The sequence below is a fragment of the Pseudomonas sp. Irchel s3f19 genome (assembly GCF_900187555.1).
In the GTDB taxonomy this organism is placed as follows: Bacteria; Pseudomonadota; Gammaproteobacteria; order Pseudomonadales; family Pseudomonadaceae; genus Aquipseudomonas; species Aquipseudomonas capeferrum.
The window spans coordinates 22,252-47,363 of record NZ_FYDW01000006.1; the positions used below are offsets into that span (position 1 = coordinate 22,252).

At 63.5% G+C, this 25,112-nt stretch carries 28 protein-coding genes; 12 read left to right on the top strand and 16 right to left on the bottom strand.

Going from position 1 to position 25,112, the window contains the following annotated elements; all coding sequences use genetic code 11:
- Positions 1–3: 3 nt before the first annotated feature.
- The 9 genes from xerC (at position 4) to ureG (ending at position 6,725) form a co-directional block, all read left to right on the top strand.
- Positions 4–918, top strand: a complete 915-nt coding sequence (xerC, locus tag CKW22_RS15735) for a tyrosine recombinase XerC (RefSeq protein WP_033698373.1) — start codon at positions 4–6, stop codon at positions 916–918.
- 242 nt (positions 919–1,160) lie between these two features.
- Positions 1,161–1,994: an urease accessory protein UreD gene (locus CKW22_RS15740; protein WP_095064400.1), complete on the top strand. Its 834-nt coding sequence runs from the start codon at positions 1,161–1,163 to the stop codon at positions 1,992–1,994.
- A gap of 10 nt (positions 1,995–2,004) precedes the next feature.
- The gene (locus CKW22_RS15745) at positions 2,005–2,307 is read left to right on the top strand and encodes an urease subunit gamma (protein ID WP_033698369.1); all 303 of its coding nucleotides are present in this window, start codon (positions 2,005–2,007) and stop codon (positions 2,305–2,307) included.
- Between the two features lie 19 nt (positions 2,308–2,326).
- Positions 2,327–2,644, top strand: a complete 318-nt coding sequence (locus tag CKW22_RS15750; RefSeq protein ID WP_033698367.1) for an urease subunit beta — start codon at positions 2,327–2,329, stop codon at positions 2,642–2,644.
- The gene (ureC, locus tag CKW22_RS15755) at positions 2,641–4,344 is read left to right on the top strand and encodes an urease subunit alpha (RefSeq protein ID WP_033698365.1); all 1,704 of its coding nucleotides are present in this window, start codon (positions 2,641–2,643) and stop codon (positions 4,342–4,344) included. Before CKW22_RS15750 ends, ureC begins: the two co-directional genes overlap by 4 nt.
- 10 nt (positions 4,345–4,354) lie before the next feature.
- Positions 4,355–4,852: an urease accessory protein UreE gene (ureE, locus tag CKW22_RS15760; protein ID WP_095064401.1), complete on the top strand. Its 498-nt coding sequence runs from the start codon at positions 4,355–4,357 to the stop codon at positions 4,850–4,852.
- Positions 4,853–4,870: 18 nt separating this feature from the next.
- Complete coding sequence (locus tag CKW22_RS15765) at positions 4,871–5,416, top strand: HupE/UreJ family protein (protein WP_033698361.1); 546 nt, start codon at positions 4,871–4,873, stop codon at positions 5,414–5,416.
- Complete coding sequence (locus tag CKW22_RS15770) at positions 5,416–6,090, top strand: urease accessory protein UreF (RefSeq protein WP_095064402.1); 675 nt, start codon at positions 5,416–5,418, stop codon at positions 6,088–6,090. The genes CKW22_RS15765 and CKW22_RS15770 overlap by 1 nt, the downstream gene beginning before the upstream one ends.
- A gap of 11 nt (positions 6,091–6,101) precedes the next feature.
- On the top strand, positions 6,102–6,725 hold the full coding sequence (gene ureG, locus CKW22_RS15775) for an urease accessory protein UreG (RefSeq protein WP_095064403.1): 624 nt from the start codon (positions 6,102–6,104) through the stop codon (positions 6,723–6,725).
- Positions 6,726–6,757: 32 nt separating this feature from the next.
- Here the strand turns inward: ureG and CKW22_RS15780 are convergent, their stop codons facing one another.
- From CKW22_RS15780 to mcpP, 11 genes are all read right to left on the bottom strand, one after another.
- Positions 6,758–7,486 carry a thioredoxin family protein gene (locus CKW22_RS15780; protein ID WP_095064404.1) on the bottom strand — a complete coding sequence of 243 codons (729 nt, stop codon included), beginning with the start codon at positions 7,484–7,486 and terminating at the stop codon, positions 6,758–6,760.
- A gap of 96 nt (positions 7,487–7,582) precedes the next feature.
- Positions 7,583–9,784 (bottom strand): LTA synthase family protein, encoded by a 2,202-nt coding sequence (locus CKW22_RS15785; protein ID WP_095064405.1) that lies wholly within the window; start codon positions 9,782–9,784, stop codon positions 7,583–7,585.
- A gap of 137 nt (positions 9,785–9,921) precedes the next feature.
- Positions 9,922–11,202 carry a hypothetical protein gene (locus tag CKW22_RS15790; RefSeq protein WP_033698353.1) on the bottom strand — a complete coding sequence of 427 codons (1,281 nt, stop codon included), beginning with the start codon at positions 11,200–11,202 and terminating at the stop codon, positions 9,922–9,924.
- A gap of 46 nt (positions 11,203–11,248) precedes the next feature.
- Complete coding sequence (locus tag CKW22_RS15795) at positions 11,249–12,007, bottom strand: hypothetical protein (protein ID WP_033698352.1); 759 nt, start codon at positions 12,005–12,007, stop codon at positions 11,249–11,251.
- 45 nt (positions 12,008–12,052) lie between these two features.
- The gene (locus CKW22_RS15800) at positions 12,053–12,733 is read right to left on the bottom strand and encodes a C39 family peptidase (protein ID WP_033698351.1); all 681 of its coding nucleotides are present in this window, start codon (positions 12,731–12,733) and stop codon (positions 12,053–12,055) included.
- A gap of 64 nt (positions 12,734–12,797) precedes the next feature.
- Positions 12,798–14,297: a hypothetical protein gene (locus CKW22_RS15805; protein ID WP_033698350.1), complete on the bottom strand. Its 1,500-nt coding sequence runs from the start codon at positions 14,295–14,297 to the stop codon at positions 12,798–12,800.
- A 51-nt stretch (positions 14,298–14,348) separates the two neighbouring features.
- Complete coding sequence (locus CKW22_RS15810) at positions 14,349–14,921, bottom strand: hypothetical protein (RefSeq protein WP_033698348.1); 573 nt, start codon at positions 14,919–14,921, stop codon at positions 14,349–14,351.
- 1 nt (position 14,922) lies between these two features.
- Positions 14,923–15,360, bottom strand: a complete 438-nt coding sequence (locus CKW22_RS15815) for a hypothetical protein (protein WP_033698346.1) — start codon at positions 15,358–15,360, stop codon at positions 14,923–14,925.
- Positions 15,361–15,658: 298 nt separating this feature from the next.
- A complete protein-coding gene (locus CKW22_RS15820; protein ID WP_033698344.1) occupies positions 15,659–16,210 on the bottom strand; it encodes an AAA family ATPase in 552 nt (183 codons plus the stop codon).
- A complete protein-coding gene (pnuC, locus tag CKW22_RS15825) occupies positions 16,207–16,773 on the bottom strand; it encodes a nicotinamide riboside transporter PnuC (RefSeq protein ID WP_033698341.1) in 567 nt (188 codons plus the stop codon). Before pnuC ends, CKW22_RS15820 begins: the two co-directional genes overlap by 4 nt.
- 108 nt (positions 16,774–16,881) lie before the next feature.
- The gene (mcpP, locus tag CKW22_RS15830) at positions 16,882–18,516 is read right to left on the bottom strand and encodes a methyl-accepting chemotaxis protein McpP (protein ID WP_095064406.1); all 1,635 of its coding nucleotides are present in this window, start codon (positions 18,514–18,516) and stop codon (positions 16,882–16,884) included.
- Positions 18,517–18,814: 298 nt separating this feature from the next.
- Here mcpP and CKW22_RS15835 point away from each other — a divergent pair, with 298 nt between their 5' ends.
- Complete coding sequence (locus tag CKW22_RS15835) at positions 18,815–19,645, top strand: undecaprenyl-diphosphate phosphatase (RefSeq protein WP_033700098.1); 831 nt, start codon at positions 18,815–18,817, stop codon at positions 19,643–19,645.
- A gap of 1 nt (position 19,646) precedes the next feature.
- The gene (locus CKW22_RS15840; RefSeq protein ID WP_033698338.1) at positions 19,647–20,051 is read left to right on the top strand and encodes a DUF1294 domain-containing protein; all 405 of its coding nucleotides are present in this window, start codon (positions 19,647–19,649) and stop codon (positions 20,049–20,051) included.
- A gap of 8 nt (positions 20,052–20,059) precedes the next feature.
- Here CKW22_RS15840 and CKW22_RS15845 read toward each other — a convergent pair whose 3' ends face one another.
- Positions 20,060–20,419, bottom strand: coding sequence for an MmcQ/YjbR family DNA-binding protein (locus CKW22_RS15845; RefSeq protein WP_033698336.1), 360 nt, complete (start codon positions 20,417–20,419; stop codon positions 20,060–20,062).
- The gene (locus CKW22_RS15850; protein WP_033698334.1) at positions 20,412–21,314 is read right to left on the bottom strand and encodes a LysR substrate-binding domain-containing protein; all 903 of its coding nucleotides are present in this window, start codon (positions 21,312–21,314) and stop codon (positions 20,412–20,414) included. The genes CKW22_RS15845 and CKW22_RS15850 overlap by 8 nt, the downstream gene beginning before the upstream one ends.
- A 131-nt stretch (positions 21,315–21,445) precedes the next feature.
- Here CKW22_RS15850 and CKW22_RS15855 point away from each other — a divergent pair, with 131 nt between their 5' ends.
- Complete coding sequence (locus tag CKW22_RS15855) at positions 21,446–22,057, top strand: FMN-dependent NADH-azoreductase (RefSeq protein ID WP_033698333.1); 612 nt, start codon at positions 21,446–21,448, stop codon at positions 22,055–22,057.
- Positions 22,058–22,101: 44 nt separating this feature from the next.
- On the opposite strand, the gene CKW22_RS15860 is transcribed toward CKW22_RS15855, so the two are convergent.
- From CKW22_RS15860 to CKW22_RS15870, 3 genes are all read right to left on the bottom strand, one after another.
- Positions 22,102–23,307: an NAD(P)/FAD-dependent oxidoreductase gene (locus tag CKW22_RS15860; RefSeq protein ID WP_095064407.1), complete on the bottom strand. Its 1,206-nt coding sequence runs from the start codon at positions 23,305–23,307 to the stop codon at positions 22,102–22,104.
- Positions 23,308–23,390: 83 nt separating this feature from the next.
- On the bottom strand, positions 23,391–24,446 hold the full coding sequence (locus CKW22_RS15865) for a GlxA family transcriptional regulator (RefSeq protein WP_033698330.1): 1,056 nt from the start codon (positions 24,444–24,446) through the stop codon (positions 23,391–23,393).
- Between the two features lie 38 nt (positions 24,447–24,484).
- A complete protein-coding gene (locus tag CKW22_RS15870; protein ID WP_033698328.1) occupies positions 24,485–25,087 on the bottom strand; it encodes a helix-turn-helix domain-containing protein in 603 nt (200 codons plus the stop codon).
- Between the last annotated feature and the right edge of the window lie 25 nt (positions 25,088–25,112).

The following is a 25,112-nucleotide window of genomic DNA, read 5'->3' on the forward strand; positions in this document are numbered from 1 at the left end:
GTTGTGACCGATTTCTCGAAAAACCCCCTGCTGCAGTACATGGCCCGCCTGGCCCCCTCCAGCCAGCAAACCATGCGCTACATCCTTCAGGACGCCGCTGACCGGCTGGGCTTTGCCGACTGCAATATCGTCGATGTGCCGTGGCACCGGCTCGACCCTGGCCATGTGATCGCCCTGGTGGCTGCGTTGCGTGAAGATGGCTATGCCCCTAACAGTTCGTCGCTGTATGTGAATGCAATACGCGGGGTGATGAACGAGGCGTGGCGCCAGGGCCTGATCGACCACGAACAGTTGCTGAGGATTCGCGAGGTCAAGCCCGCCACCGGCAGCCGCCTGCCACCGGGGCGCAACCTGCGCCGCAGCTTGATCCGCGAGTTGATGGAGGTGTGCGCCGCCGATCCCCGGCCGCAAGGCGTGCGCGACGCGGCGATCATCGCCTTGCTGTATGGCACCGGTATGCGCAAGTCGGAGTCGGTGGACATCGACCTGAGCCAGGTAGACTTCGAAGCCCGCAGCCTGCAGGTGCTGGGCAAGGGCAACCGGCAGCTGATCAAGTACGCGCCACCTTGGGCGTTCGAAAAGCTGCAGGCGTGGCTGGACCTGCGCCGCGATGACTTGCCGGAGGGCGCATCCGACGACCCATTTCTGTTCAACCGCATTCGCCGCGGCAATCACATTACCCGCGCACGCATCACCAAGCATGCGATCTATTACATTGCCCGCCAGCGGGGTGCGCAGGTTGGCGTGAAGATCATGCCTCATGATTTTCGCCGTGCGTTCATCACCCGGGTGATCGAAGAGCACGACCTGTCGATTGCCCAGAAGCTCGCGCACCATGCCAATATCCAGACCACTGCCAGTTACGACCGCCGCGATGACAACGAACGCCGGCGGGCCGTAGACCGCTTCGACTACTGAAACCGCTGGCCCGGCACCGAAACAGGGCCTGCGCGCGCCCCCGCTTTGTGCGCCGTAGCCCCGTGTGCCCGATGCCAGAGCGGCTGCGCTGACGGTTTCATCTTGGTTCACCTGCGTAGTTGGCCCGCAACCTGCTATATCCAGCCTGAGAATTTGATCGAGTGGTCAGGCTGGCAGCGCTTCAGTGCCGCCTGCCTGACCCTCTAAACGGCCGTCAGGTCACGGATTTCAGGGGCCGCAGGATGTCGCTCGCGGAGCAGATCGAACAACAGCAAGACGATGCGGGCTGGAGCGCCTACCTGCAGTTGCGTTTTAGCCGACGCGACGATGTGACCCGCCTTGGTGCGCGGCGGCATTTCGGACCTCTTTTGGTGCAGCGGCCTTTCTATCCTGAGGGGGCGCCGTGCCATGTGTATGTGCTGCACCCGCCTGGTGGCATCGTCGCCGGCGACCGGCTGGAGTTGGATATCCACCTTGAGCCTGGCAGCCATGCGTTGCTGACCATGCCTGGCGCCAGCAAGTTCTACCGCAGCATCGGCCCGACCGCGCGCTTGGCCCAGCGCTTTCACCTGGGCGCCGACAGCACTCTGGAATGGTTGCCCCAGGACAGCATCTTCTTCGCCGGTGCCCGCGCCAGCCTCGACAGCCGTTTCACCCTGGCGCCGGGCGCCCGGTTGCTGGCCTGGGAAACCTTGTGCCTGGGCCGCCCGGTCATGAACGAACGCTTCGATCACGGCGCCCTCGACAGCCGCTTGCACATCGAAATGCCCGACGACCCCGGCCTGTACGAACGGCTGCGCATCGAAGGCGGGCAACTGGACAAGCTCGCCGGCCATCCGCTGCTGGCCACCTTCTGCGCCACCTCGGCCGACCCCGCACTGCTGGAGCACGTCCGGGCCTTGCTCGACGAACTGGACAACCCCGCTGGGGCGACCTTGCTTGGGTCGCTGCTGGTGATCCGCCTGCTCGACCACGACAACCAACACCTGCAACACACCTTGCAACGCCTGTGGCATGTACTGCGCCCGGCCGTTATCGGCCTGCCTGCTTGCCCGCCGCGTATCTGGGCTACCTGAGAGAAGCGCCATGGAGCTGACCCCGAGAGAGAAAGACAAACTGCTGCTGTTCACCGCCGCGCTGCTGGCGGAGCGGCGCCTGGCCCGCGGCCTGAAACTCAACTACCCGGAAGCGGTGGCGCTGATCAGTGCCGCCGTGCTCGAAGGCGCCCGTGATGGCCGCACGGTGGCCGAGCTGATGAGCCTGGGCCGCGAAGTGCTGAACCGTGAGCAGGTCATGCCAGGCATCGCCGAAATGATCCACGACGTGCAGGTCGAGGCGACCTTCCCGGATGGCACCAAGCTGGTGACCGTGCATGACCCCATCGTCTGAACCCGGCCAGGAGCCCCGCATGATCCCAGGTGAAATCCAGGTCGCCGCCGGCGACATCGAACTCAACAACGGCCGCGCGACGGTGAGCGTCCGTGTGGCCAACCATGGCGACCGACCGGTGCAGGTCGGCTCGCACTATCACTTCTACGAAGTCAACGACGCACTGGTGTTCGAACGTGCGCCCACCCTAGGCTTTCGCCTGGACATCCCGGCCGGCACCGCCGTGCGCTTCGAACCGGGCCAGGCCCGCACCGTGCAACTGGTGGCCTATGCCGGCAAACGTGAGGTGTATGGCTTCCAGGGCAAGGTGATGGGCGCACTGGAGGGCAGGGTATGAGCCGTATTTCCCGTCGCGCCTATGCCGACATGTTCGGCCCTACCGTCGGCGACCGCGTGCGCCTGGCCGATACCGCGCTGTGGGTCGAGGTCGAGAAAGACTTCACGGTGTATGGCGAAGAGGTCAAGTTTGGCGGTGGCAAGGTCATCCGTGACGGCATGGGGCAGGGCCAGATGCTGGCGGCTGAGGCCATGGACCTGGTGCTGACCAACGCGTTGATCATCGACCACTGGGGGATCGTCAAGGCCGACATCGGCGTCAAGCACGGGCGCATTGCCGCGATTGGCAAGGCCGGCAACCCCGATGTGCAACCGGGTGTCACTGTACCGGTTGGCCCGGGTACCGAAGTGATTGCTGCTGAAGGCAAGATCGTCACGGCCGGCGGTATCGATTCGCACATCCATTTCATCTGCCCGCAGCAGGTGGAGGAGGCACTCACCAGCGGCGTAACCACCTTCATTGGCGGCGGCACGGGGCCGGCCACCGGCACCAATGCCACCACCTGCACGCCCGGGCCGTGGTACCTGGCGCGCATGCTCCAGGCGGCCGACAGCCTGCCGATCAACATCGGCTTGTTGGGCAAAGGCAATGCGTCGCGCCCCGAGGCGTTGCGCGAGCAGATCGCCGCCGGTGCCGTGGGCCTGAAGCTGCACGAGGACTGGGGCTCGACCCCGGCGGCCATCGACTGTTGCCTGGGCGTGGCCGAGGAGATGGACATCCAGGTGGCGATCCACACCGACACCCTCAACGAGTCCGGTTGCATCGAAGACACCCTGGCGGCCATCGGTGACCGCACCATCCATACCTTCCACACCGAGGGCGCTGGCGGCGGCCATGCGCCGGACATCATCCGCGCTGCAGGGCAGGCCAACGTGCTGCCGTCCTCTACCAACCCGACCTTGCCGTACACCATCAACACGGTCGACGAACACCTGGACATGCTCATGGTCTGCCACCACCTGGACCCGAGCATCGCCGAGGACGTGGCGTTCGCCGAGTCGCGCATCCGCCGCGAAACCATCGCTGCCGAAGACATCCTCCACGACATGGGCGCCTTCGCCATGACCTCGTCCGACTCGCAGGCCATGGGCCGGGTCGGCGAGGTGGTGCTGCGTACCTGGCAGGTAGCCCACCAGATGAAACTGCGCCGTGGGCCACTGGCCCCCGACAGCAGCTACAGCGACAACTTCCGGGTCAAGCGCTACATCGCCAAATACACCCTCAACCCGGCGCTGACCCACGGCATTGCCCATGAGGTGGGGTCGGTGGAGGTGGGCAAGCTGGCCGACCTGGTGCTGTGGGCGCCGGCCTTTTTCGCGGTCAAGCCCGCGTTGGTGATCAAGGGCGGGATGATCGTCACCGCGCCCATGGGCGATATCAATGGCTCGATCCCTACGCCGCAGCCGGTGCATTACCGGCCGATGTTCGGCGCGCTGGGGGCGGCGCGCCATGCCACGCGCATGACGTTTTTGCCCCAGACCGCCATGGACCGCGGCCTGGCCCAGGCGCTGAACCTGCGCAGCCTGATTGGCGTGGCCCATGGCTGCAGGCGCGTGCGCAAGGCCGACATGGTCCACAACACCTTGCAGCCGGTCATCGAAGTCGATGCGCAAACCTACCAGGTGCGTGCCGATGGCGAACTGCTGGTCTGCGAACCGGCCCGCGAACTGCCGCTGGCCCAGCGTTACTTCCTGTTCTGAAGGAGCACAGATGATAGTCCTTAATCGCCGGATCACCGCGCTTGGCGCGCTTCCCGAAACCGTTACCGGCACCGTCACCCTGGATGTGGACAGCCGCATCAAGAGCCGTTTGCGGGTGACCCTGGACGATGGCCGCGACGCCGGGCTGATGCTCGCGCGCGGTCACTTGCTGCGCGGCGGTGAACTGTTGGCCGATGCCGACGGTGGCCAGGTTATCCGGGTGCTGGCCGCGCCCGAGACGGTCTCGACGGTGCGTTGCGCCGACCCGCACTTGCTTGCGCGCGCGGCCTACCACCTGGGCAATCGCCATGTACCGCTGCAGATCGAGCCCGGCCTGTTGCGCTACCAGCACGACTATGTGCTCGACGACATGCTGTGTGGCCTGGGCCTGACGGTGGTCACCGAGCAGGCGCCGTTCGAGCCCGAGGCCGGCGCCTACCAGAGCGCACCGCATAGCCACAGCCATGGCCACGATCACCCGTTCGTGCGCCTGCCTGCCCATTCCTGAACTGCCCTGGAGCAACCGATGAAAAAGACTTTCGCCCTGTTTCTGCTGATGCTGGCCCTGCCGGCCTTCGCCCACCCGGGCCACGACAACAACCCCTTGCAGGATGGCCTGTTGCACCCGCTGACCGGCCTCGATCACCTGCTGATGCTGCTGGGCACCGGCGTGCTCGCCGCGCTGACCCGACGCAACCTGGCGTTGCCTTTGGCAACCCTGGCGGCGATGTTCGCGGGTGCGGTGTGCGGCCATCTGTTTGGCGATGTGCTGGGCATGGAGGCAATGATCAGCGTGTCGTTGCTGGTGGCTGCAGGCGCCCTGTTGCTGCCCAGCCGCCAGCTGTTGCTGGCGCTGGCCATGCCGGTGTTCGCCTTGTTCCACGGTTGGGCGCATGGCGTAGAGGCCACGCCCAGCGCGTTCTGGCAGTTCAGTGCGGGCTTTGTGGCGGTCAGTGGCCTACTGCTGGCGGCCGGGTTCGCGGTCGGTTGCCTGTTGCGCCGCCACAGCGGCCTGCAAAAAGCCTTTGGTGGTGGCCTGCTGGCCGGCGCCGCACTGGTACTGGCCGGTTGATGGACGGCGACCTGGCGCTGCTGCGCCTGCTGCAACTGGCCAGCCCAGGTTTGCCAGTGGGTGGGTTCACCTACTCGCAAGGCCTTGAGTGGGCGGTCGAAGCGGGCTGGGTACGGGATATCGGCAGCTTCAGCGCCTGGCAACGCGAGCAACTGCACGACACCCTGGGCTGCATCGACTGGCCCGTGCTGGCGCGCCTGTATCAGGCCTGCCAGGGCGCAGATGCCGATGCGTTCAGCCACTGGAGCCGCTTTCTGCTGGCCAACCGCGAAACCGCCGAGCTGCGCCTGGAAGAACAGCAACGCGGTTCGGCGCTGGCGCGCCTGCTCGATGGCTGGCAACTGGGGCAGGCGCCGGCCTGGCGGGCCAGCCTTGAACTCACACAACTGGGCGGCATGGCCTGGCTTGGCGCGCACTGGTCGATCCCGCTGCGCCAGTTGGCGTTGGGCCTTGGTTTTGCCTGGCTGGAGGGCGCGGTCATGGCCGGGGTCAAGCTGGTGCCGTTCGGCCAGCAGGCGGCGCAAACCTTGCTCCGCGACCTTGGCCAAGCGCTGCCTGCTGTGCTCGACCATGCCCTGGCCCTGAGCGATGACCAGCTCGGTGGCGGCCTGCCATTGTTGGCAATCGCTTCATCGCGTCATGAAACCCAATACACCCGTTTGTTCCGCTCCTGAGGACTGCCTTCATGCAAAGCTATCAACAACCCCTGCGCGTCGGTGTCGGCGGCCCGGTCGGCTCTGGCAAGACCGCGCTGCTCGAAGCCCTGTGCAAGGCCATGCGCGATCATTACCAGATCGCCGTAGTGACCAACGATATCTACACCAAGGAAGACCAGCGCATCCTCACCGAAGCCGGCGCCCTTGAGCCCGAGCGCATTGTTGGCGTGGAAACCGGCGGTTGCCCGCACACGGCGATACGCGAAGATGCCTCGATGAACCTGGCGGCGGTGGAAGCCCTGGCACGCAAGTTCGGTAACCTTGAAGTGATCTTCGTGGAGAGCGGTGGCGACAACCTAAGTGCCACGTTCAGCCCGGAGCTGGCTGACCTGACCATCTACGTGATCGATGTTGCCGAGGGTGAAAAGATCCCGCGCAAGGGCGGGCCTGGCATAACCAAGTCCGACTTTCTGGTGATCAACAAGACTGACCTCGCGCCGTATGTCGGCGCTTCGCTGGAAGTGATGGAGCGCGATACCCGGCGCATGCGCCCGCAGCGGCCCTGGACCTTCAGTAACCTCAAGAAGGGTGAGGGCTTGCAGGCGGTGATCGATTTCATCATCGAACGCGGCATGCTTGGCGTGCGGGGCTGAAAATACAGGGGGTCGCTTTGCGGCCCCAACACTCAATCGTGACAGCAATGCGCCGTGCCAGGCTGCCCTTCATAGCGATCATGGTGCCGTACCCAGTCCATGGTCCCGGCTTCATTGCGCCCCAATGGCGCGATGTCGAGAAAGTTGTAGGTATTAACCAGAATGTCCAACCCACGGGCATAGGTCGAGTAGGTGTGGTAAACGCTGCCGTCATCGTCCCGATAAAACGCGCTCAGCCCTGGCAGCTCGCTTTCACTGCCGGCGTAGGGCTCATAGTTGTATTGCCGAGGGCCTTCGCTGCCAACGCTGACCCCAAAGTCCTCGTTGAAGCCGCTGCCCGCCGACGAATACCAGGGAAACTGCCAGCCCATGCGTTGGCGGAAGGACTGGAATTCAGCGTAGGGTGCCCGCGACACGGCCACCAGTGACACGTCGTGATGCGCCAGGTGCAGGTTGGCGCCGTCAAAATGGTCGGCCAGGAACGAGCAGCCTGGGCAACCTTCATCCCAACCCTCGACAAACATGAAGTGATAGAGCAGCAGTTGGCTGCGGCCAGCGAACAGCTGAGTCAGGCTCAGCTCGCCCTCGGGGCCTTGGAAGCGATAGGGTTGTTCGACCTTGACCCAGGGCAGGGCGCGACGGGCTGCGGCCAACGCGTCGCGTTGATGGGTGAAGGCTTTTTCGTGCAGCCACAGTTGCCGGCGTGCGGCCAGCCACTGGCTGCGGGATACCACCTCATGCCTGTTTTCATGCGTGCTCATGGCGCTGACTCCGCGAAAGGGTTTCAGCACTAGTCGAGCAGCGCTCGGCCGGATCGACAGGCAGCGATGGCCGAGCGATGAACGGTGGGCTTGCCGTCAGCCCGAATGCGCGATATGCCCTTCGGCCAGTTCGTCCTGCACGTTGTCTTCCCCGGGCAATGCGGTAATCACGCTGAAGTCACTGACCTCGACCGCACCGCCGCCGTAGCCCAGCAAATGGAAGGAAAACGCCTTGCGCTCGGTCGGATTGTCGAAGCCGAACTCCATTTCCAGCGGCTGGTCCGCCGTCACCCGAATCTCTTCGGGCAGCCCCAATGGCACGTCCTGTTCCAGTTGCTTGGCCTTGAGCTTGATGTAGGCCGCACGTCGCGGGTCCAGTGAACGTACCTTGACCCGTACACGGGTATGCGAGCCCTCGGGCATCTCCAGGTACTGGGCACCGATCAGGTTGTCGGCCCAGTCATCGTGAATGCGCTTGCGCAGCTGGATCGGCGAAGGGCCGCCAAACTGGTAGCGCAGGTTGAGCGGCGTTTGCAGCAGCGACTGGTCGAGTACCCCGGCCAGGCTTACGATTTGCTGGCCGAGCATGTTGTCACCAGGGCCGAGGTAGCGCGCCTGGTCGGCGATGAAGCCTTCACTGGCATAGCGCCGGCAACGCTGCTGGAAGTCGCACTCGGTGAACACCCCCTGGCCGTTGTGGTAGCGCAGCATGCCGTTGGTGTAGGAGATCATTTCGCGGCCCGTGTCGTAGTCGCGGTACAGCGAGCGCCCGCCCAGCGCGACCGGGATCGGCAAGGCGAAGTAGTCGAGCAGGGAGGTGGTCAGGTCGATATGGCCATAGGTGCCACGCTTGATGTGCGGCAGTTGCGCCTGCTCCGGTGCCAGGGTGAGGTTGAAGCCCCAGGACGACGCCAGGCGCACACCGTCGATGCCGTGGGACTCGTCGGAGGTCACCACCACCAAGGTGTCCTTGAGCACACCCTGGCGTTCGAGGTTGTCGAGAAACGCGCCGATCGCGTCGTCCAGGTAGGCGACCGCAGCCTGCTTGGGCGTGTCGTAGCGCTCAAGGTAGTCGGCCGGTGCCGAATAGGGCTGGTGGGTGCCGACGGTGAGCAAGGTCAGCATCCAGGGTTTGTCCTGTTTTCGAAGCTGGCCGACGTAGTCCAGGGCGCCTTCGAAGAAGGCACGGTCGTCTTTGCCCCACGGGAAGTCCAGGTAGTTCTTGTTACGGAACCATTCCAGGCCATGCACCGAGTCGAAGCCGATGTGCGGCATGATGCGGTCCTTGGCCATGAAGCGCAGGCCGGCACCCTGCAGGTAGTGGGTGGTGAACCCGGCCTGGCGCAATTGCGCCGGCAGGCAGGCCTGGTTACGTTCGTTCTGGGTCAGCAGTTCGACACCCTTGGGTGTACCGTTGGCCAGTTTGTCGTAGTCACCGCAGAGCATCGCGTAGAGGCCACGGATGGTCTGGTGGGTATGCAACACGTAGTCCGGGGTGTTCATGCCACGCTCGGCCCAGCGGCTGAGCTTTGGCATCAGGTCTTCGTTGAAACGGCTGTGCAGTGCCTGGCGGTTTGGGCGAATGTAGGCCCCGGGGATGCCTTCGACGGTGATCACCAGCAGGTTGCGGGCGCTGCCCGGCACCTTGAGCAGCTTCTGGCCGTGCAGGTCGGACTGGGTCAGGCCGCTGCTGGCCAACGGCGTGATCACCTGTTCGTGGCCCATCCAGCCCTGTACCTGGCGCTGCAGGTTACCGACGCCGGCAGACAGCAACTGATGGGAGAGGTTGTACTGCCGCCATTGGTCGGCGTCGGAGGGCAGCAGGTGCTGGCTGCCCCAGTGCGCACCAAACAGCAGCAGCGGGACTGCCCAGGCCTTGCGCGGCAGGGCAGGGGCAGGTTGGCTGCGGCTGCCCCAGACACTGAGCAGCCAGGCCAGCAGGCCGACCGCCAACACGCCCGGCAACCAGCCGTGGGCGAGGCCGCCGCCGGTGGAATTCTCCATGAATTGTGGGTCGGCGAGGTAACCGAGGTCGGCGCTGGTGGGCAACCTGCCCACCGCGCTTACCAGCTCGGCCGAAGCCACCCAGAGTGCGGCCCAGGCCAGCAACACCGGTAAGGCCAGCCACCACGGCCGGCGGTGCAGCAGCAAGACCAGCAGGCTGCCGAGGGCGAGGTCGGACAGATAGCCGAGCGGGTTGGACCAACCCAGCATGGCGCGCGTACCCAGTGGGATCACCAGCACCAGGCCCGTCAAAGCGACAAGCCGGGTGCGTGGGTGGTCGAACAGGTTCTTCACAGAAAACTTCCCTTTAGCCATTAAATCGTCATACATCTGTGCTGAATGATAACAGGCTGGGCCAGGGAAGGCGGGCCACTACAAGGCTGGTAACCAAAAGCGGGCGCGCTTGCGCAGGCCCGGCTGGTGGGTTCAGGTCAGAAGTAGTAGGGGAATTTGAGGCTGAAGGAGAAGTCTGGGGCATCGTCGGTCAGGCCAATGGATAGGTTGGGGACGATGGTCAGGTTGTCACTGGCAGCAAAGGTCATGCCGATGTTGAAGTTGGCCGCGTTGTAGTCACTGTTGCTGATCGACTGCCAGTCGCCGCCATCTGGCTTGATCTTGCTCTTGCGGGCAAACTGGTCGGAGAAGGAGAACGACATGCTCATCTTCTCGTTCAAGGCAAAGGCGATACCGGCGCCGATCTGCCAGGAGTCACCGAGCTTCACGTCACCCGGCACCTTGCTGTTGACCTGGGGGCTGATGTCGCTGAACGAGTCCTCCATGTTGTAGGTGTAGGACAGGCTGCCGAAAAGTACGGCGGGGTCGAAGGTCTTGACCAGCGAGATGCCTGGCGTGATCGCCCAGACGCCGTTGCCTGTGGGCAGGCTTTCCGGTACCGACAAGTTGTCGTTGCCTGGCACCTCGCGCAGCTTGATGCCGTAGGGGTCCTTGCCGGTTGGCGCCTTGATCCGCAGTGTCGCCACCGCATCGGGCCAGTTTTCTGATTCGTCCATGAATTTGTAGGCAACGCCCACGTTGATATCGCCGATTTCCGGGTCACGGGTGACGGTTTCGTCGCTGGTAACCGGGGCCGCACCGCCTGCACCGCCTGATGAGTAGGTCGATTCGCGGTAGACCACCGGGACGTTGATGTCGAACTGCCAACGCTGCGCCAGGTTATAGCGGGCGGTCATGTCCAGGGTCCAGTTGTCGGCCTTGATACGGTCGAGGTTGATGTTGCCGAGGAAAATCGAATCCAGTGCCAGAAAGCCATTGAGCACCAGTGCGCGGGTATCGTAATGGGTGTAGGTAACGCCGGTTTCGAAGCTGAACTTGCCGCCACCGAAGAAGCCGCTGGCCTCGTCGTACAGGTTGGACACACTCTGTGCGGGCTCGGCGTCTTCCTTGAGTGATTGGCCGTAGGAGCTACCGGTGGTGCCCGGCGCCCCTGCAGCGACGGTCTGGCCACCTTTGACCGTTTCGGCCGGGGAGCGGGTCAGGCGTTTGGGGGGCGGCGCCGCAGGCGCTTCCTCGACCTGGCGAACGCGCTGTTCAAGCACCATCAACGCTTGCTGCTGTGCTTCGTAGCGCTGTTTCAAAGCCATCAGTTCTTGTTTCAGCGCTTCGACCTGTGGGTCTGCTGCTGCATAAAGGGAGGTGGCCGGGGCCAAGGTAGCCAAACAGACAAAAGCTCTGAACGTTAACGATCGGTGCATGGATTTGCCGTCCCTTCCGACTACTTTTGATGAGACTGAGCGTAGATCAGTATCCGAGAGTGCGAAGACCTTTGAGCTGGTCGAGGCTACCGTTCAGTGAAGCGGCGGTGGGTACGTTCTCGCGCATGACGACATTGAGCGATGTGAGGTTGCTGACCTGGTTGCCGTTGCCGAGCAACGTCGAGTTCTGCATCAGGCCACCTTGGGCCAGGCGCTGCACGCTAGTGCCCTGGTTGTTGGCGGCATTGATGTTGAGTTGCACACCCACGCCGGTCGAGGAAACGCTCAATGCCCCTGCGCCGTTTTCGCCGACCAAGGTCGAGCCGGCGGCCAGGGCCTGGCCCTGTGGCTGCGCCACGGGCGCCTGGTTGGCCTTGGTGACGTTGATGTCGACGTTGTTGTAGGCGGTGTTGTTGTCGCCCGCTGCGCGCACGACCTGGGTCACGCCTTCGGTAGTGTTGAGCCCGCCACCGCCGGTGACCGTGCCGGTGCCAGCGGCGCTGCTGGCGCTTTGCGAGTGCGCCGCGCCGGTGCCTTTTTCGTCAATCATCGACACGTAGAACTGCGGCTTGATGGTGTTTTGCTGCACTTGCAGGGTGGACGATGCGCCGATCACGTCGCCCTTGGCATTTTGCCAGGTGCTGGTCATGACAATACCAAAGCTGACGATCCGCCCCGGCATCACATAACGACCGCGCAGGTTGGCCAGTTCATGGTCCTTCAGCTCGATGGGTTTGAACGTCTCGGCATGGGTCGGCAGGCTGGCGGCCAGGCATGCCACGACTAGCCAGAGTGGAGTCTTCATTGATTGCTCCCGGAGCGTCATGCTCCCTTATCGTTAGAAGAGTCGTTAGAAGAAGTCGCTTTTGATGAAGCCGAAGTCCATCAGCTCTGCGTCCTGCACCGGGGCGAAATTGTTGACGCGGCCCTTGGCGGTCAGTGGCAGAGGCGGGTCGAGCAAGACATTGTTCTTGTCATAGCCCTGGCCGATCACGGCGAAGATGATGCCGTTCCAGCCTTTGACGAAATCGTCGACCTTGAAGCGCTTGTGGCCCAGTACCGGGTCGCCGATGTACACCCAGCCCTTGTCGACCTTTTGCATGACCACGAAGTGCTTGTAGCCGCGGATGTCCATCAGGACCACGACCGGGATACGTATGCTGGTCAGGGTTTCGGGTGCCACCCGGTAACCGCGGGCGCGCATGCCCAGGCTTTCCACGTAGCGTTTCATGTCCAGCATCGAGAAGCCCTGGGTACGCACCAGGTCCTGGTCCGCGTGCGCCAGCATGCCTTCGATGATGTGTTGTTCGTCCACGTCCAGCCAGTAGGCCTGGCGCAAGATGGTCGCCAGCGCGGCGGCGCCACAACTGAAGTCGGTTTTCTGTTGCACCAGGTCGGCGAACTTGCGCTCGCGAATGCTCTGGATCGGCTTGAATACCACCGCGCCGCCCGGCAGCACGGACAGTGGCATTTGTGCAGCTTCGCTCACGCTGGCCAGGCACAGCAGCAACGCCAGGGCAATAATGCGCATGATCGGATGCCTTCTTGTTCTGTTGAAGAAAGGCCCCCCGAGGGGGGCCTTGCGTGCACAGCCGTCAGAACGAGGTGTTGGAGATGGCCAGCGAGTTGCTTTGCTGGTTGCCCACACCTGCGGCCACGTTGACGCCGAGGTTGCCGCTGCCACCATTCACCGAACCGCTCAGGGTTGCAGTGTTGGTCACAGGGTTAGCCCAGCCAGTTGGGGTCAGCACCTGGAACGAGACGGTATTGCTCAGGTCGTACGAGCTGCTTTCGCTGTAGGCCTTGGCCACGTCGTTCGAGGTTTGCTTGGTTTTTTCGCCGGATTTTTCGTACGCAGACTCCGAAGCGTTTGCGTAGGAAGAATCGTGGGCCTTCTCATACGAACGGTCGCGCGACTTCTCGTACGAAGAGTCGCGAGACTTGTCGTAAGAAGAGCTGCTGGTTTTGTCGTAGGAAGAGTCGAACGCTTTCTCGAACGAGGAGTCGTAGGCGCTTTCATGCGACTTGTCGATCGAGGCATCGACCGATGCATTGAGCGAACCATCGAAGCTGTCGGTACGCGTACGTTCACGACGGCCATCGTCGGTGGCCACGGTGCGAGTGGCATCGGCGGCGGCAGCAAGCGTAGCGTTCAGGCTGGCACTGCTGGACGAGCTAGCACTGCCGCTGTTGGACCCGCTCGCATTCCAGCCAACGGAGCCGCTGGCATTCGAGTTGTTGGACCCGCTTGCACTGGAGCTATTGGAGCCGCTGGCGTTCGAGCTGCTCGAGCCACTGGAGTTCCAGCCACTGGAGCCGCTGGAGCTTGCGCTTTGGGCGCCCGCCACACTGAAGCTTGAGGACGAGCTTCGGTCATCGCTCGAAGTGAACGTACCGTCGCGCGAGCTCGAACCGCTGGCTGACGTGGTGAAGCTCAGCGTATCCACACGGTAGGTGCGGTCGGCGCTGTTGTTCACGGTCAGGCCAGGGCCGTTCTGGTCGGCAGAAGCGGTGGCGGTGGCATTACCCAATGGCGCATTGGTGTTGGCGATCGCCATGGTGTTTTTCTGTTGGTTGAGGTCGCCGCCCGCAATGTTGACGCCGACGTTGCCGGAGGCGCCATCACCCGATCCGCTCATCACTGCGGAGTTTTGGGTAGACCAGTTGTCGACACGGTTGTTGTCGCTGTGCTGACGGACGTCGGCAGTGGCTTCAGCGGTGCCGAACACGAAGCTGTTGTCCAGGCTCGAGTCGGACGCTGCGTTGGCGATGGCAGCGGCGTTGTCTTGCTGGTTGCCGTTACCGGCTGCCACGTTGACCCCGACGTTGCCGCTGGCGCCGGTGGCCGAGCTGCTCATTTCGGCTTCGTTGATGGTGCCTTGGTTAGTGACCCTGTTGTCGGTGCTGCTCTGGCTATCGAGGGCATTGGCGGTGGCGTACACAGGGATCCTCGTAGGAGGGGGAGTGTGTTGCCCGTTGTTATGGTGACCATTGTGGTGCCCGCCACGCCGGTCGTTCTGATCAGCTTGTACAGCAACAGCCATGACCGCAGCAATTGCGAAAACCAGAGGCTTGATTGCCATCGAGGGTTTCATGGTGATTCTCCGTACTTTATTTAGGTTAAGTGTTGTTCTTAACTGATTGGGTCAATCCGCGACCCGTATGCTCAGGGTGTTGGCCATTCGGTTTCCCACCCCGGCACTCTGATTCACCTGAATCACCCCACGGCTACCGGTGAATGCCTGGTCACTGGTGGTGACCTGGCGATGGCCGGATGCGGCGTCAGTTGGATCGGAGTTGTTGAGCAGCGCCACGTTCTGTTGCATGAGGACGCTGTCGTCGATGCTTTGCGGTTGAGTACTGAGGCTGATGCGCAGTGCGTTGGCTTGCTGGGTGCCGGCCCCGGCGCTCTGGTTGACCCCCAGCGCGCCGCTGCCTTGGCTGAAAGCATCGCCCTGGATGCTTGAGCTGGCATCCATGGCGCGGTCGACAGGGCTGCCGAGCCTTTGCCTTATCTGGGTGGTGGCGCTGGCCTCGTGCCCCACAGCGATGGCGCGGGCGTTGGCCTGCTGCTGCAGGTCGCCGGCCGCCTGGTTGACCGTGAGGTTGCCCTGGTATTGGCTGCCCGAGCTGTCGATGCTGGCGTTGTTGATCACGGGGGACTGAGCGAAGGCTGGCGCACTGCAGAGCGTGGCCAGAAGCAGCAGCGTAGGCCTCATCTCATTTGCCTCCGGTCAAGATTTGCAGCGGGGCCAGGCCGCGCTGGACGCTTGAATTGACCATGTTCGAGATGCCGTTGCCGGAACCTGAGCCACGCCCCCCAGCGAGGTTGGGCAGTTGTGTCTGGTTGGTAAGATTGCCGCCCAGGTTGTTGGTCTGTTGATTGACCAGGGCACTGATGCCAGCACCGCTGCTGATGCTGGCGAAGTCACCGTCGCTCAGTTCGTGGGTCTGTCTGAGGATCTGCGCGGAGGGGTTGGCATTGACGGTGGTCGGGGTGGGGTCGGGAATCATCGGTGGGATGACTGCGTTGCGCGTCTGCACATCGCGGGTAATGATGATGATCCCGTTTTCAGCCTGGGCAGGCTGGGTCAGCCCTGACCCCACAACGCATGCGATTAGCAGGAGGCGATGGACGCCTTTATCAAGTATCCCCACGACGGCAATTCCTTCTTTGGCGTGCTGGTCCGATTCAGCGATGCGAAGAAGAGAGCAGAAGCTGTGCCGTGTTTTGAATTTGATTTTGAATCAATGAGTTAGCTCAACACGCTGGGAGTGTTTCGCATTTTCTGTATCAGGGCTGATACAGATTATTCAGGCCGAAGGGGCTGGAGCCAGCATGGGCATGGCTTGGAGGGATTTTTGCAAGGGTGTTTCACGGACTTGACACTGCCCCCGAAACGGGGGAAACCCCCGCATTTGCGGGGACTATCACCCACCTGGGTGTGTCAGGGGCTTAACACTCGGTCGGGCAGGCTGGCGTATCGCTATCAAGCAGCGTAGCCACCGTTTGCAGCGCCTGCAACTGGCGTTGCGGCCAATTGCCATCAATCACCTGAAAAGTGTGCCGGTGGCGCTGCAGCCAGTGCAGGCTGTCGTCGAAAAAGCGCTGGCGATCGGCCAGGTCAGGGTGACAACGCTGGCCATCGGCAACCCAGTCCACCCCTTGCGGGCTCAGTAACAGGTGCAGATCGTAATGCCTAGCAAGCAAGGCCTGTTCCAGCCAGGCCGGGCAGTCGTCGAACAGGGCGCGGCTCCAGAGCATGTTGCTGAGCAGGTGGGTGTCGAGGATCAACAGCTCTGGGGCTTGCGCGCGGGCGCGGTCTTCCCATTCAAGCTGGCCGCGGGCGATGGCGGGGATGTCGGCGTAACAGGTATCACGGCCTTCCTGATCGATGAAATGGCGCACGTATTCGGCCACCACCCGCCCACCGAAATGCGCCTGGAGCACACCACTGAGCCAGCTCTTGCCACTGGATTCCGGCCCGCACAGCACCAGCACCTTCATGCTTGCACCAGTGCCGGGTCACGCCGCCATTCCAGCCAGCCACGCACGGCGATCAGGGTAAGCACCGCGAAGAAGCCAGCGGTGAAGTACAGCTGCTGATGCAGGTACTGGCCGACATAGACGATGTCCACCACCACCCACAAAGCCCAGCACTGCAGGCGCTTCTGGGCCATCCATAGCTGCGCGACCAGGCTGAAACCGGTCAGCGTGGCGTCCAGCCAGGGCAGGGCGGCGTCGGTCCAGTTAGCCATGGCGGCACCCAGGGCGGCGCTGAGCAGCGCGCCGACCGCCAGGCCCGTGAAGAGCGCCTGGGTTTGCAGGCGCGAGACCTGGCGGGCGTCCTGCGAGCGGCCTGGGCGCTTCCACTGCCACCAGCCGTACAGCTGCAATATGGCGTAGGCCACCTGCAGCAACATCCCCGAATACAGTTTTACCTCGAAGAACAGCCAGCCATAGATCAGTACCATGACCAGGCCGATTGGCCAGCACCAGGCGTTCTGCTTGACGGTGAGCCAGACGGCGGTAACGCCGAGTACGGCGGCGATGAGTTCAAGGCCGGACATCGGCGATCCTTGGCGAGGCGAGAAGAGGGGCGCGATTGTAGCTTGTCGATTGTCCCAGGAGTAGGTGCAGCGCACTTACAACGCGGCACCCTCAAGGGCAAGGCCTCTCTATACGCGGAACTGCCGCAACAGTTGCTCCAACTCCTCGCTCAACCGCCCCAGCGCCGCCCCGGCATCACTCGACTGGCGCGCCGCTTCGGCGGTCTGCTGGGACAAGCCCGCAGTGTCCAGCACATTGCGGTTGATCTCTTCGACCACATGCGACTGTTGCAAGGTTGCACTGGCAATGGACGCATTGAGCGCAGTCAGGTTATGCAGCGCCTGGCTGATGGCATCCAGGCTGGCACCGGCCTCACGGGCCTGCTCGACAGTCTGGCGCGAGGCCTCGCTGCTGGTGTCGATCGCCCTGACCGCAGCGTCCGACTGGCCTTGCAGGTGCTCGATCATGGTGTGGATTTCAGCCGTGGACTGGGCCGTGCGCTGGGCCAGCAGGCGCACCTCGTCGGCGACCACGGCAAAACCTCGGCCTTGCTCGCCGGCGCGGGCTGCTTCGATGGCCGCGTTCAGGGCCAGCAGATTGGTCTGTTCGGCAATCGAGCGGATCACGTCGAGCACGCCACCAATGCGCGTGCTGTGCCCGGCCAGGTCACGAATCACCTGGACTGCCTGATCGATGGTCAGCGACAGGCGATCGATCTGTTCGAGGCTGCCGTGAATGGCCTGCTGGCCATGCTCCACCTGTTGCTGCGCCGCGCGCATTTCGCCCGCAGCCTGCTCGGCCGTCTTGGCCACGTCTTGCACGGCATAGGTCACTTCGTTGACGGCCGTGGCAACCTGGTCCATCTGTTGTGACTGCTGGGCACTGTGCTGCTGCGCGGCGCCGGCGTTGTCACCGACGTGGCCGGCGGACCGGGCCAGGTCGTGGGCGGCGCCCTGCAATTGACCGACCACGCCCTGCAGCTTGCCGTTGAAGCGGTTGAAGTGCTCGCCCAGGTGGGTGATTTCATCGCGACCGTGGGTGTCCAGGCGCCGGGTCAGGTCGCTTTCGCCGCTGGCGATGTTGCCCATGGCCTGCACGGCCTCTTGCAACGGGCGGGCGATACTGCGGGCAATCAGCATGACCAGCAGTGCCATCAGCATGGCGATGCCCAGGCCCGCCAGTGAGGCATCGCGCAATTGCCGGGCAAATTCGGCCTGCACGTCATCGATGTACACACCCGAGCCGATGACCCAGCCCCACGGCTTGAACAACTGGATATAAGAGGTTTTCGCTACCGGCTCGCTGGCGCCGGGTTTGGGCCAGCGATAATTGACCGGGCCGGCGCCCTGGCTGCGGGCCAGGCTGACCATTTCGTTGAACACGGCAAAGCCGTCGGGGTCGCGAATGGCAGACAGGTCCTGGCCGTCGAGCTTGGGGTTGGCCGGATGCATGATCATCTTCGGGCCCAGGTCGTTGATCCAGAAATAGTCGTCGTGGTCGTAACGCAGCGCGCGCACCACCTGCAACGCCTGTTGCTGGGCAGCATCGCGGCTCAAGCTGCCGGCCGCTTCCAGGCCCTGGTAGTAGGCCAGTACACCGGCTGCAGTCTGCACCACATGGCGGGTCTTTTCCGCCTTGGCCTGGTACAGGTCGCCGTGGATCTGGCGCAGCATCAGCAGGCCCAGTACCACCAGCATGGCAACCGCCACCAGCAGGATCAGCCATAGACGACGGCTGATCGACATCGATCTCAGGGTTTTCATCCAGGCACTCCCGCCTTGTTCTTGTTCTTCAGGTGCATCCAAGCATGCTTTGCGGCAGGCCCCCACCCGACTAATGGCTAAGTGCTAGTCTAGGCGTACTCTGCAACAGGCGGCGCAAGCCATTGCAAAGCCGCTCTGATAGGATTTCGGCCGCGCAAGATGAAACCTTTAGGCAGCGTGAACTTTTCCACTGGCATTGCGCCCAACAGTCGCTGTAAAACAGCCGGGCCGCGTGCGGCAACTTCAAGCAAATCAAGAACAAGGGGCCTGCAAGCAGCAGCGCTCCATCGGGGGAATGATGGATTTTTGGACTGCCATACAGGCAATCATCTTAGGCGTGGTCGAAGGGTTGACGGAGTTCTTGCCGATCTCCAGTACCGGGCACCAGATCATTGTCGCCGACCTGATCGGCTTTGATGGCGAACGTGCCATCGCCTTCAACATCATCATCCAGCTTGCCGCGATCCTGGCCGTGGTGTGGGAGTTTCGCCGCAAGATTCTGGACGTGGTGTTCGGCCTCACCAGCCAGCCCTCGGCCCGGCGCTTCACCGGCAACCTGCTGCTGGCGTTCATGCCGGCGGTGGTATTGGGCGTGCTGTTCGCCGACCTGATCCACGAATACCTGTTCAACCCGATCACGGTGGCAGCGGCCTTGGTAGTGGGCGGTGTGATCATGCTCTGGGCCGAGCGCCGCGCGCACCGCGTGGAGGTTGACCACGTTGACGAAATGCGCTGGAGCCATGCCTTGAAGATTGGCTTTGTCCAATGCCTGGCCATGATCCCCGGCACCTCGCGCTCCGGTTCGACCATCATCGGTGGTTTGCTGTTCGGGCTGTCGCGCAAGGCGGCTACCGAGTTCTCATTCTTTCTGGCGATGCCGACCATGGTCGGCGCGGCGGTGTACTCGGGCTACAAGTACCGCGACCTGTTCCAGCCAAGTGATTTGCCGGTGTTCGCCATCGGTTTCGTGACCTCGTTCATCTTCGCCATGATCGCCGTGCGTGCGCTGCTCAAGTTCATCGCCAACCACAGCTATGCGGCGTTCGCCTGGTACCGCATTGCCTTTGGCCTGCTGATTCTGGCGACCTGGCAGTTTGGCTGGGTCGACTGGTCGACGGCGCACAGCTGACATGGCCAGGGCGCAAAACGAGGAGGGCGTACGCAACGTGCGCCTGAAGTTGCTGGTGTTGGGCGTGCTGTGCCTGCTACCGGGCCTGGGTGCGGCGCAGATGGCCTGGAACGATCAGTCCTGGCTGCCCTTGGCGCTGTACCCGGCGGTGAGCCTGATCAGCCTGCTGCTGTACTGGCAGGACAAGCAGCAGGCCCGCACCCAAACGTGGCGCACGCCAGAGAACGTGCTGCATGCCAGCGAACTGTGCGGTGGCTGGCCCGGCGCACTGGTTGCCCAGCAGCTGTTTCGGCACAAGACGCGCAAAGTGTCGTATCAGTTGATGTTCTGGGGGATTGTGCTGCTGCATCAGGTGTTCTGGCTCGATTACCTGTTCCTCGGGCGCCACCTGTCATCTTGGCTCTGACGCCTCGATCAGAGCAGCAGCCCCACCTGCAGGCGCTTCGCCAGCCGCCGCACCACCAACTGGTGCGAGCGCTGCAGCAGGTCGCACAGCTCGTCGCGCCCCATGGGGTAAGGGGGCGCCATGCTGATCCATCGCGCCCGCGCCAGATACGGCGCGGGTCGCACGCCAGGGCGGTCGCAATAGCCTAGAAACAGCTCATCGGCGACCTTGAACGACAACCCTGCACCCGCCAGGTCGAGCACGGCGAACATCTTGTTGCCTGCCACCGAAAACACCCGGATACCGCCCCATTTATAGTCTTCTCGAGCACCCGGCAGGCTCAGGCAGAAGGCTGCCACCTGCGCTTCAGTCATTTTTCGCTCAGACATAACGCTCTCCACAGGCCTCGAACGACGCCGCCAGATGATCGATCCACACGCGCACTGCGGGCAATACACCGCGCCGGTGTGGGTACACCGCCTGCAGATAGCCACCCGGCAGTTGCCAGTCCGGCAGCAAGCGCACCAGCTCGCCACGTTCCAGTTCCTCTTCGCAGAACATGCTGGGCAGCGCAGTGAAGCCCAGCCCGGCGCGTACCGCGGCGTTGCGCACCACGAAGTCGTCGATGGCCAGGCGCGGTTCCAGGGCGATTTCCTGTTGGCGGCCATTGGGCCCGAACAGGCGGAAGTGCACCAGCCGGTCGGCCTCGGCAGCACCCAGCACTGGCAACGAGGCCAGCTCGCCAGGCTCGCGAATGTGATCGGCAAAGCCCGGCGCGGCGACCAGTTGCATCTGGGCCTGGCGTAGCCGGCGCGTGACCAGGGCCGGGTCCTCATCGCCCAGGTCGCGCACACGCAGGGCGACGTCGATACCCTCGGAAATCAGATCGACTCGGCGGTTGAGCAGCACCATGTCCAGTTGCACCAGCGGGTACTGTTCGAGAAAGCGGCTGATCACGTCTGGCAAAAAGGCGTGGGCCAGTGCCACCGGGCAGGAGACTCGCAAGCGCCCGCGCGGCTCGCTGCTCATGCTGGCCACGGCCTCGTCGGCAGCTTCGGCTTCCAACAGCATGGCCTGGCAATGGTGCAGGTAGCGCTCGCCGACGGCGGTCAGTTTCAGTTGCCGCGTGGTGCGCTGCAGCAGGCGTGTACCCAGGCGTTCTTCAAGTTCGGCGATACGCCGCGACAGGCGCGACTTGGGGATGCCCAGCTGGCGCCCGGCCGCCGCAAAGCCACCGGCCTCGACGACGCGGGCGAAATAGAAGAGGTCATTGAGGTCTTGCATGGGAATCTCTCACTGTTCCATCAGTGGGACAAACTAACGCATTTTTGCCTGCTTATCAGCTATTAGTCATCCCGGTAGGATTCTCCCCATCATGATCGCCCACGCCGCGGTCTTCATTACAGGAGAGTCCCATGAAACTGTTGCACATCGATTCGAGCATCCTGGGCGACAATTCCGCCTCCCGCCAGCTGAGCCGCGAAGTAGTCGAAGCCTGGAAGGCCAGCAACCCGAGCCTGGAAGTGGTCTACCGTGACCTGGCTGCCGATGCCATCGCCCATTTCTCCGCCGCAACCCTGGTAGCCGCGGGCACCCCCGAAGACATGCGCGATGCGGCCCAGGCCTTCGAAGCCAAGCTGAGCGCTGAAACCCTGGAAGAATTCCTCGCCGCCGACGCCGTGGTGATCGGTGCGCCGATGTACAACTTCACCGTGCCGACCCAGCTCAAGGCCTGGATTGACCGGGTTGCCGTCGCCGGCAAGACCTTCCGTTACACCGAAGCTGGCCCTGAAGGCCTGTGCGGTGACAAGAAGGTGGTGCTGGTGTCCACCGCCGGTGGCCTGCACGCTGGCCAGCCGACCGGTGCTGGCCATGAGGACTTCCTCAAAGTGTTCCTGGGCTTCATCGGCGTCACCGACCTGGAGATCGTTCGCGCCCACGGCCTGGCCTACGGCCCAGAGCACCGCAGCCAGGCCATCGACGCGGCACAGGCGCAGATTGCCAACGAGCTGTTTGCCGCCGCTTGATTGCACCAGCCTCAAATCGCCGGCTTGCCGGCGATTTGAGGCCATCAGGCTACCGGTATCGTCGGGTCAGCCGCCGCCAAGGCTGCCGCACGATCATTGGCAGCGGGCGGGTAGATCCAGACCGTGTTGATCTGCGACTTCAGCAGCTTGGCCTCGGCCTTGTCTTCCGGGGGCGATACCTGGCGGTCCCACCCTTCGGTGTACACCGCGCCCCAGGCGCCCAGGTCGAGGCAGGTGACGTACTTGGGTTGGCTGTAGGTCATCGGTGCCACGCCAATCAACTCGGCAACCGCATTGTTTCCGGCGTAGCGGCCCAGTGGGATGGCATGCTGGCACGACATCACCGCATGGTTGCCCACCTCGTCGCAAGCTGCGTAGGCCACGTCGCCCGCCGCATAGACCGCGTCGTTGCCCTTTACCTTGAGGTTGCCGTCCACGTGCAACCGGCCTTGGCGGTCACGTTCGCCGCTGATCTGCTCGGTCAACGGGTTGGCCTTGAAGCCGACGGTCCAGATCACTGTGCTGGCATCGATGCGTTGCCCGTTGTCCAGCAGAACGCCGTCGGGGTCCACCGAGGCCACCGTGGCGCCACAGATCCATTCCACCCCCAATGCCTCGCAGGCCTGCTCGATCGCAGGGCGGATGCCGTCACCCAGGGCTGCGCCGACCCTGGCGCCACGGTCGATCACCACCACCCGCAGTGTTGCCTGTTCACCGAGAATGCTGCGCAAGCGCGCCGGCAGCTCGGTGGCAGTCTCGATACCGGTGAAGCCACCACCGGCGACCACCACGGTGTTGCGGGCAGGCGTGTCTGGCAGGTTGGCCAGGGACTTGAGGTGCGTCTCCAGCCGTGCGGCGCTGTCAATCTTGTCGACATCGAAAACATGCTCGATGCCGACCATGTCTGGCCGGTTGAGCACACTGCCGCAGGCCATGATCAGGCGGTCATAGCCCAGTTCGCACTCGGTACCGCTTTGCGTGCGATAGCGCACGCGCCGGGCTGCTTCGTCGATGTGAAAGGCGGTGCCTTGCACGAAACGCACGTTGACCGCTTCGAACAGCGCCTGCAGTGGAGCGGCCATGGTGTGCACGTCAGGTTCGTAGAAGCGCGGGCGCACATGCAGTTCGGCCTGCGGCGCCAGCAGCGTTACCTCGACATCCTTGCGCGCGTTAAGCTCCAGCTGGCGTACGGCGCTGAGGGCGCTCCACAGGCCAGCAAAGCCCGCGCCAATGATCAGGATATTTTTCATCGTTGTGCTCCTGGAATGTCCGGGTAAACAAAAGTAGCCCGTCTTTGTGGACAACGATGTTACGAGTGACGAAGCGCTACACCCTAGGCCAAAGAACCCTGGATTTCGGCCAACGACAGGTTGCGCGCAAAGCGCGCGCGGTAGTCCCGCGGGGTGACTGCAAGGTGGCGCTGGAACGCCAGGCGCATGCGCTCTTCGCTGCCAAAGCCGCATTGCCGGGCAATCTGCTCGATGTGGCTGTCGGCGCTTTCCAGCAGGCGGCGGGCGGCTTCCAGGCGGAACACTTCAATGGCCTTGGCCGGGGTGCGGCCGGTCTTGAGCTTGTACACCCGGGTGAAGTTGCGCACGCTCATGTGCGCCTGCTCGGCCAGGTGCTCGACGGTCAGGCGTGGGTCGCCGAGGTGCGCGTTCAGCCACAGGTGCAGTGCTTCGAATTCGCTGCAATCGCGCCCCTGCAGCTTGAGCAGTTCACTGAACTGCGCCTGGCCGCCGGGCCGCTTGAGAAATACCACCAGCTCGCGGGCCACTTGCATCGCGACTTCGCGGCCGCAGTCCTGCTCGACCAGAGCCAGGGCCAGGTCGATGCCGGCGCTGACGCCGGCAGAGGTCCACACCGTGCCTTGCTGAACGAAGATCGATTCATGGTCCACCTGCACCGCAGGGAAGTCGCGGCGCAGCACCTCGCACATCGCCCAGTGGGTGGCGGCGCGGCGCCCGTCGAGCAAGCCTGCGCTTGCCAGCAGAAAGGTACCGCTGCACACCGAGGCCGTGCGCCTGGCCTTTACCGCGACGCGGCGCAGCCAGGCGACCAATGCGGCGTGGTCGGGGAGGGTGCGGATGATATCCGGTGCGCCCGGTACTACCAGGGTGTCGACGGCCTGCGCCATCACGTCGTCCAGTGTTTCAGTCGCCACCACCAGGCCTTCGGCGGTTGGCTGCAGGCCGCCGTCGAGGCTGGCAGTGTGCAGTCGATAGCCCGGCCGGCCCTGTGCAGCCATGGCTTTGGTAGCAGCCCAGAACACCGTCTGGGCACCCGTGAGGTCGAGCAGGCCCATTTGCGGGTAGGCGACGAAGACCACGGCGCGCGGGTGGTCGACCGGTTGCAACGCAGGCTCGAGCTGCTGGGCGTGTTCAGTCATAGGCAGATGACCTGATCGAAAGGGGCCGCGTGGCGGCTTCAGAACGTCGGCGGGGTGATGACCCAGATCACCACGGCATCGACGTCACCGGGGTTGCCATAACGATGGGGTTCCTGGCTGGAGAAGCTGAAACTGTCGCCTTCACCCAGCTGAAAGTGCCGCTCGCCTACCCACAATTCAAAACTGCCGCTGAGCAGATAGCCAGCCTCTTCACCGTCATGGCTGTAACTCTGCTGGCTATAGGTGCCCGGTGGAAAGCGCGAATGAAGGATTTCCAACTGGCGGTTGGGTTGCGGCGTGAGCAGTTGGTCGACGATGCCGTCTTCGTAGTGCACGCTGAGGCGGCTGTTACGGCGTACCACGTAGCCCTGGTCCTCGGGTGCGGTACTGGCCTCGCTGGCAAAAAACCACTGGATCGTCACCCCCAGGCTACGGGCGATGTTGAACAGTGCCGGGATCGACGGGTAAGACAGGTTGCGCTCCAGCTGGCTGATGTAGCCAGCCGTCAGTTCGCTCTGTGCGGCCAGTTCCGCCAGGGTCATGCCGCGGCGCTTGCGCAGGCCGCGGATGCGGGTGCCCAGGAACTGCGGGGCGGCGCCGCCGTCTTCGGTGGCGCAGGGGGGCTGCGAGGGTTGGCTCATGCGCATCGGTCCATCTGGAAAGCGG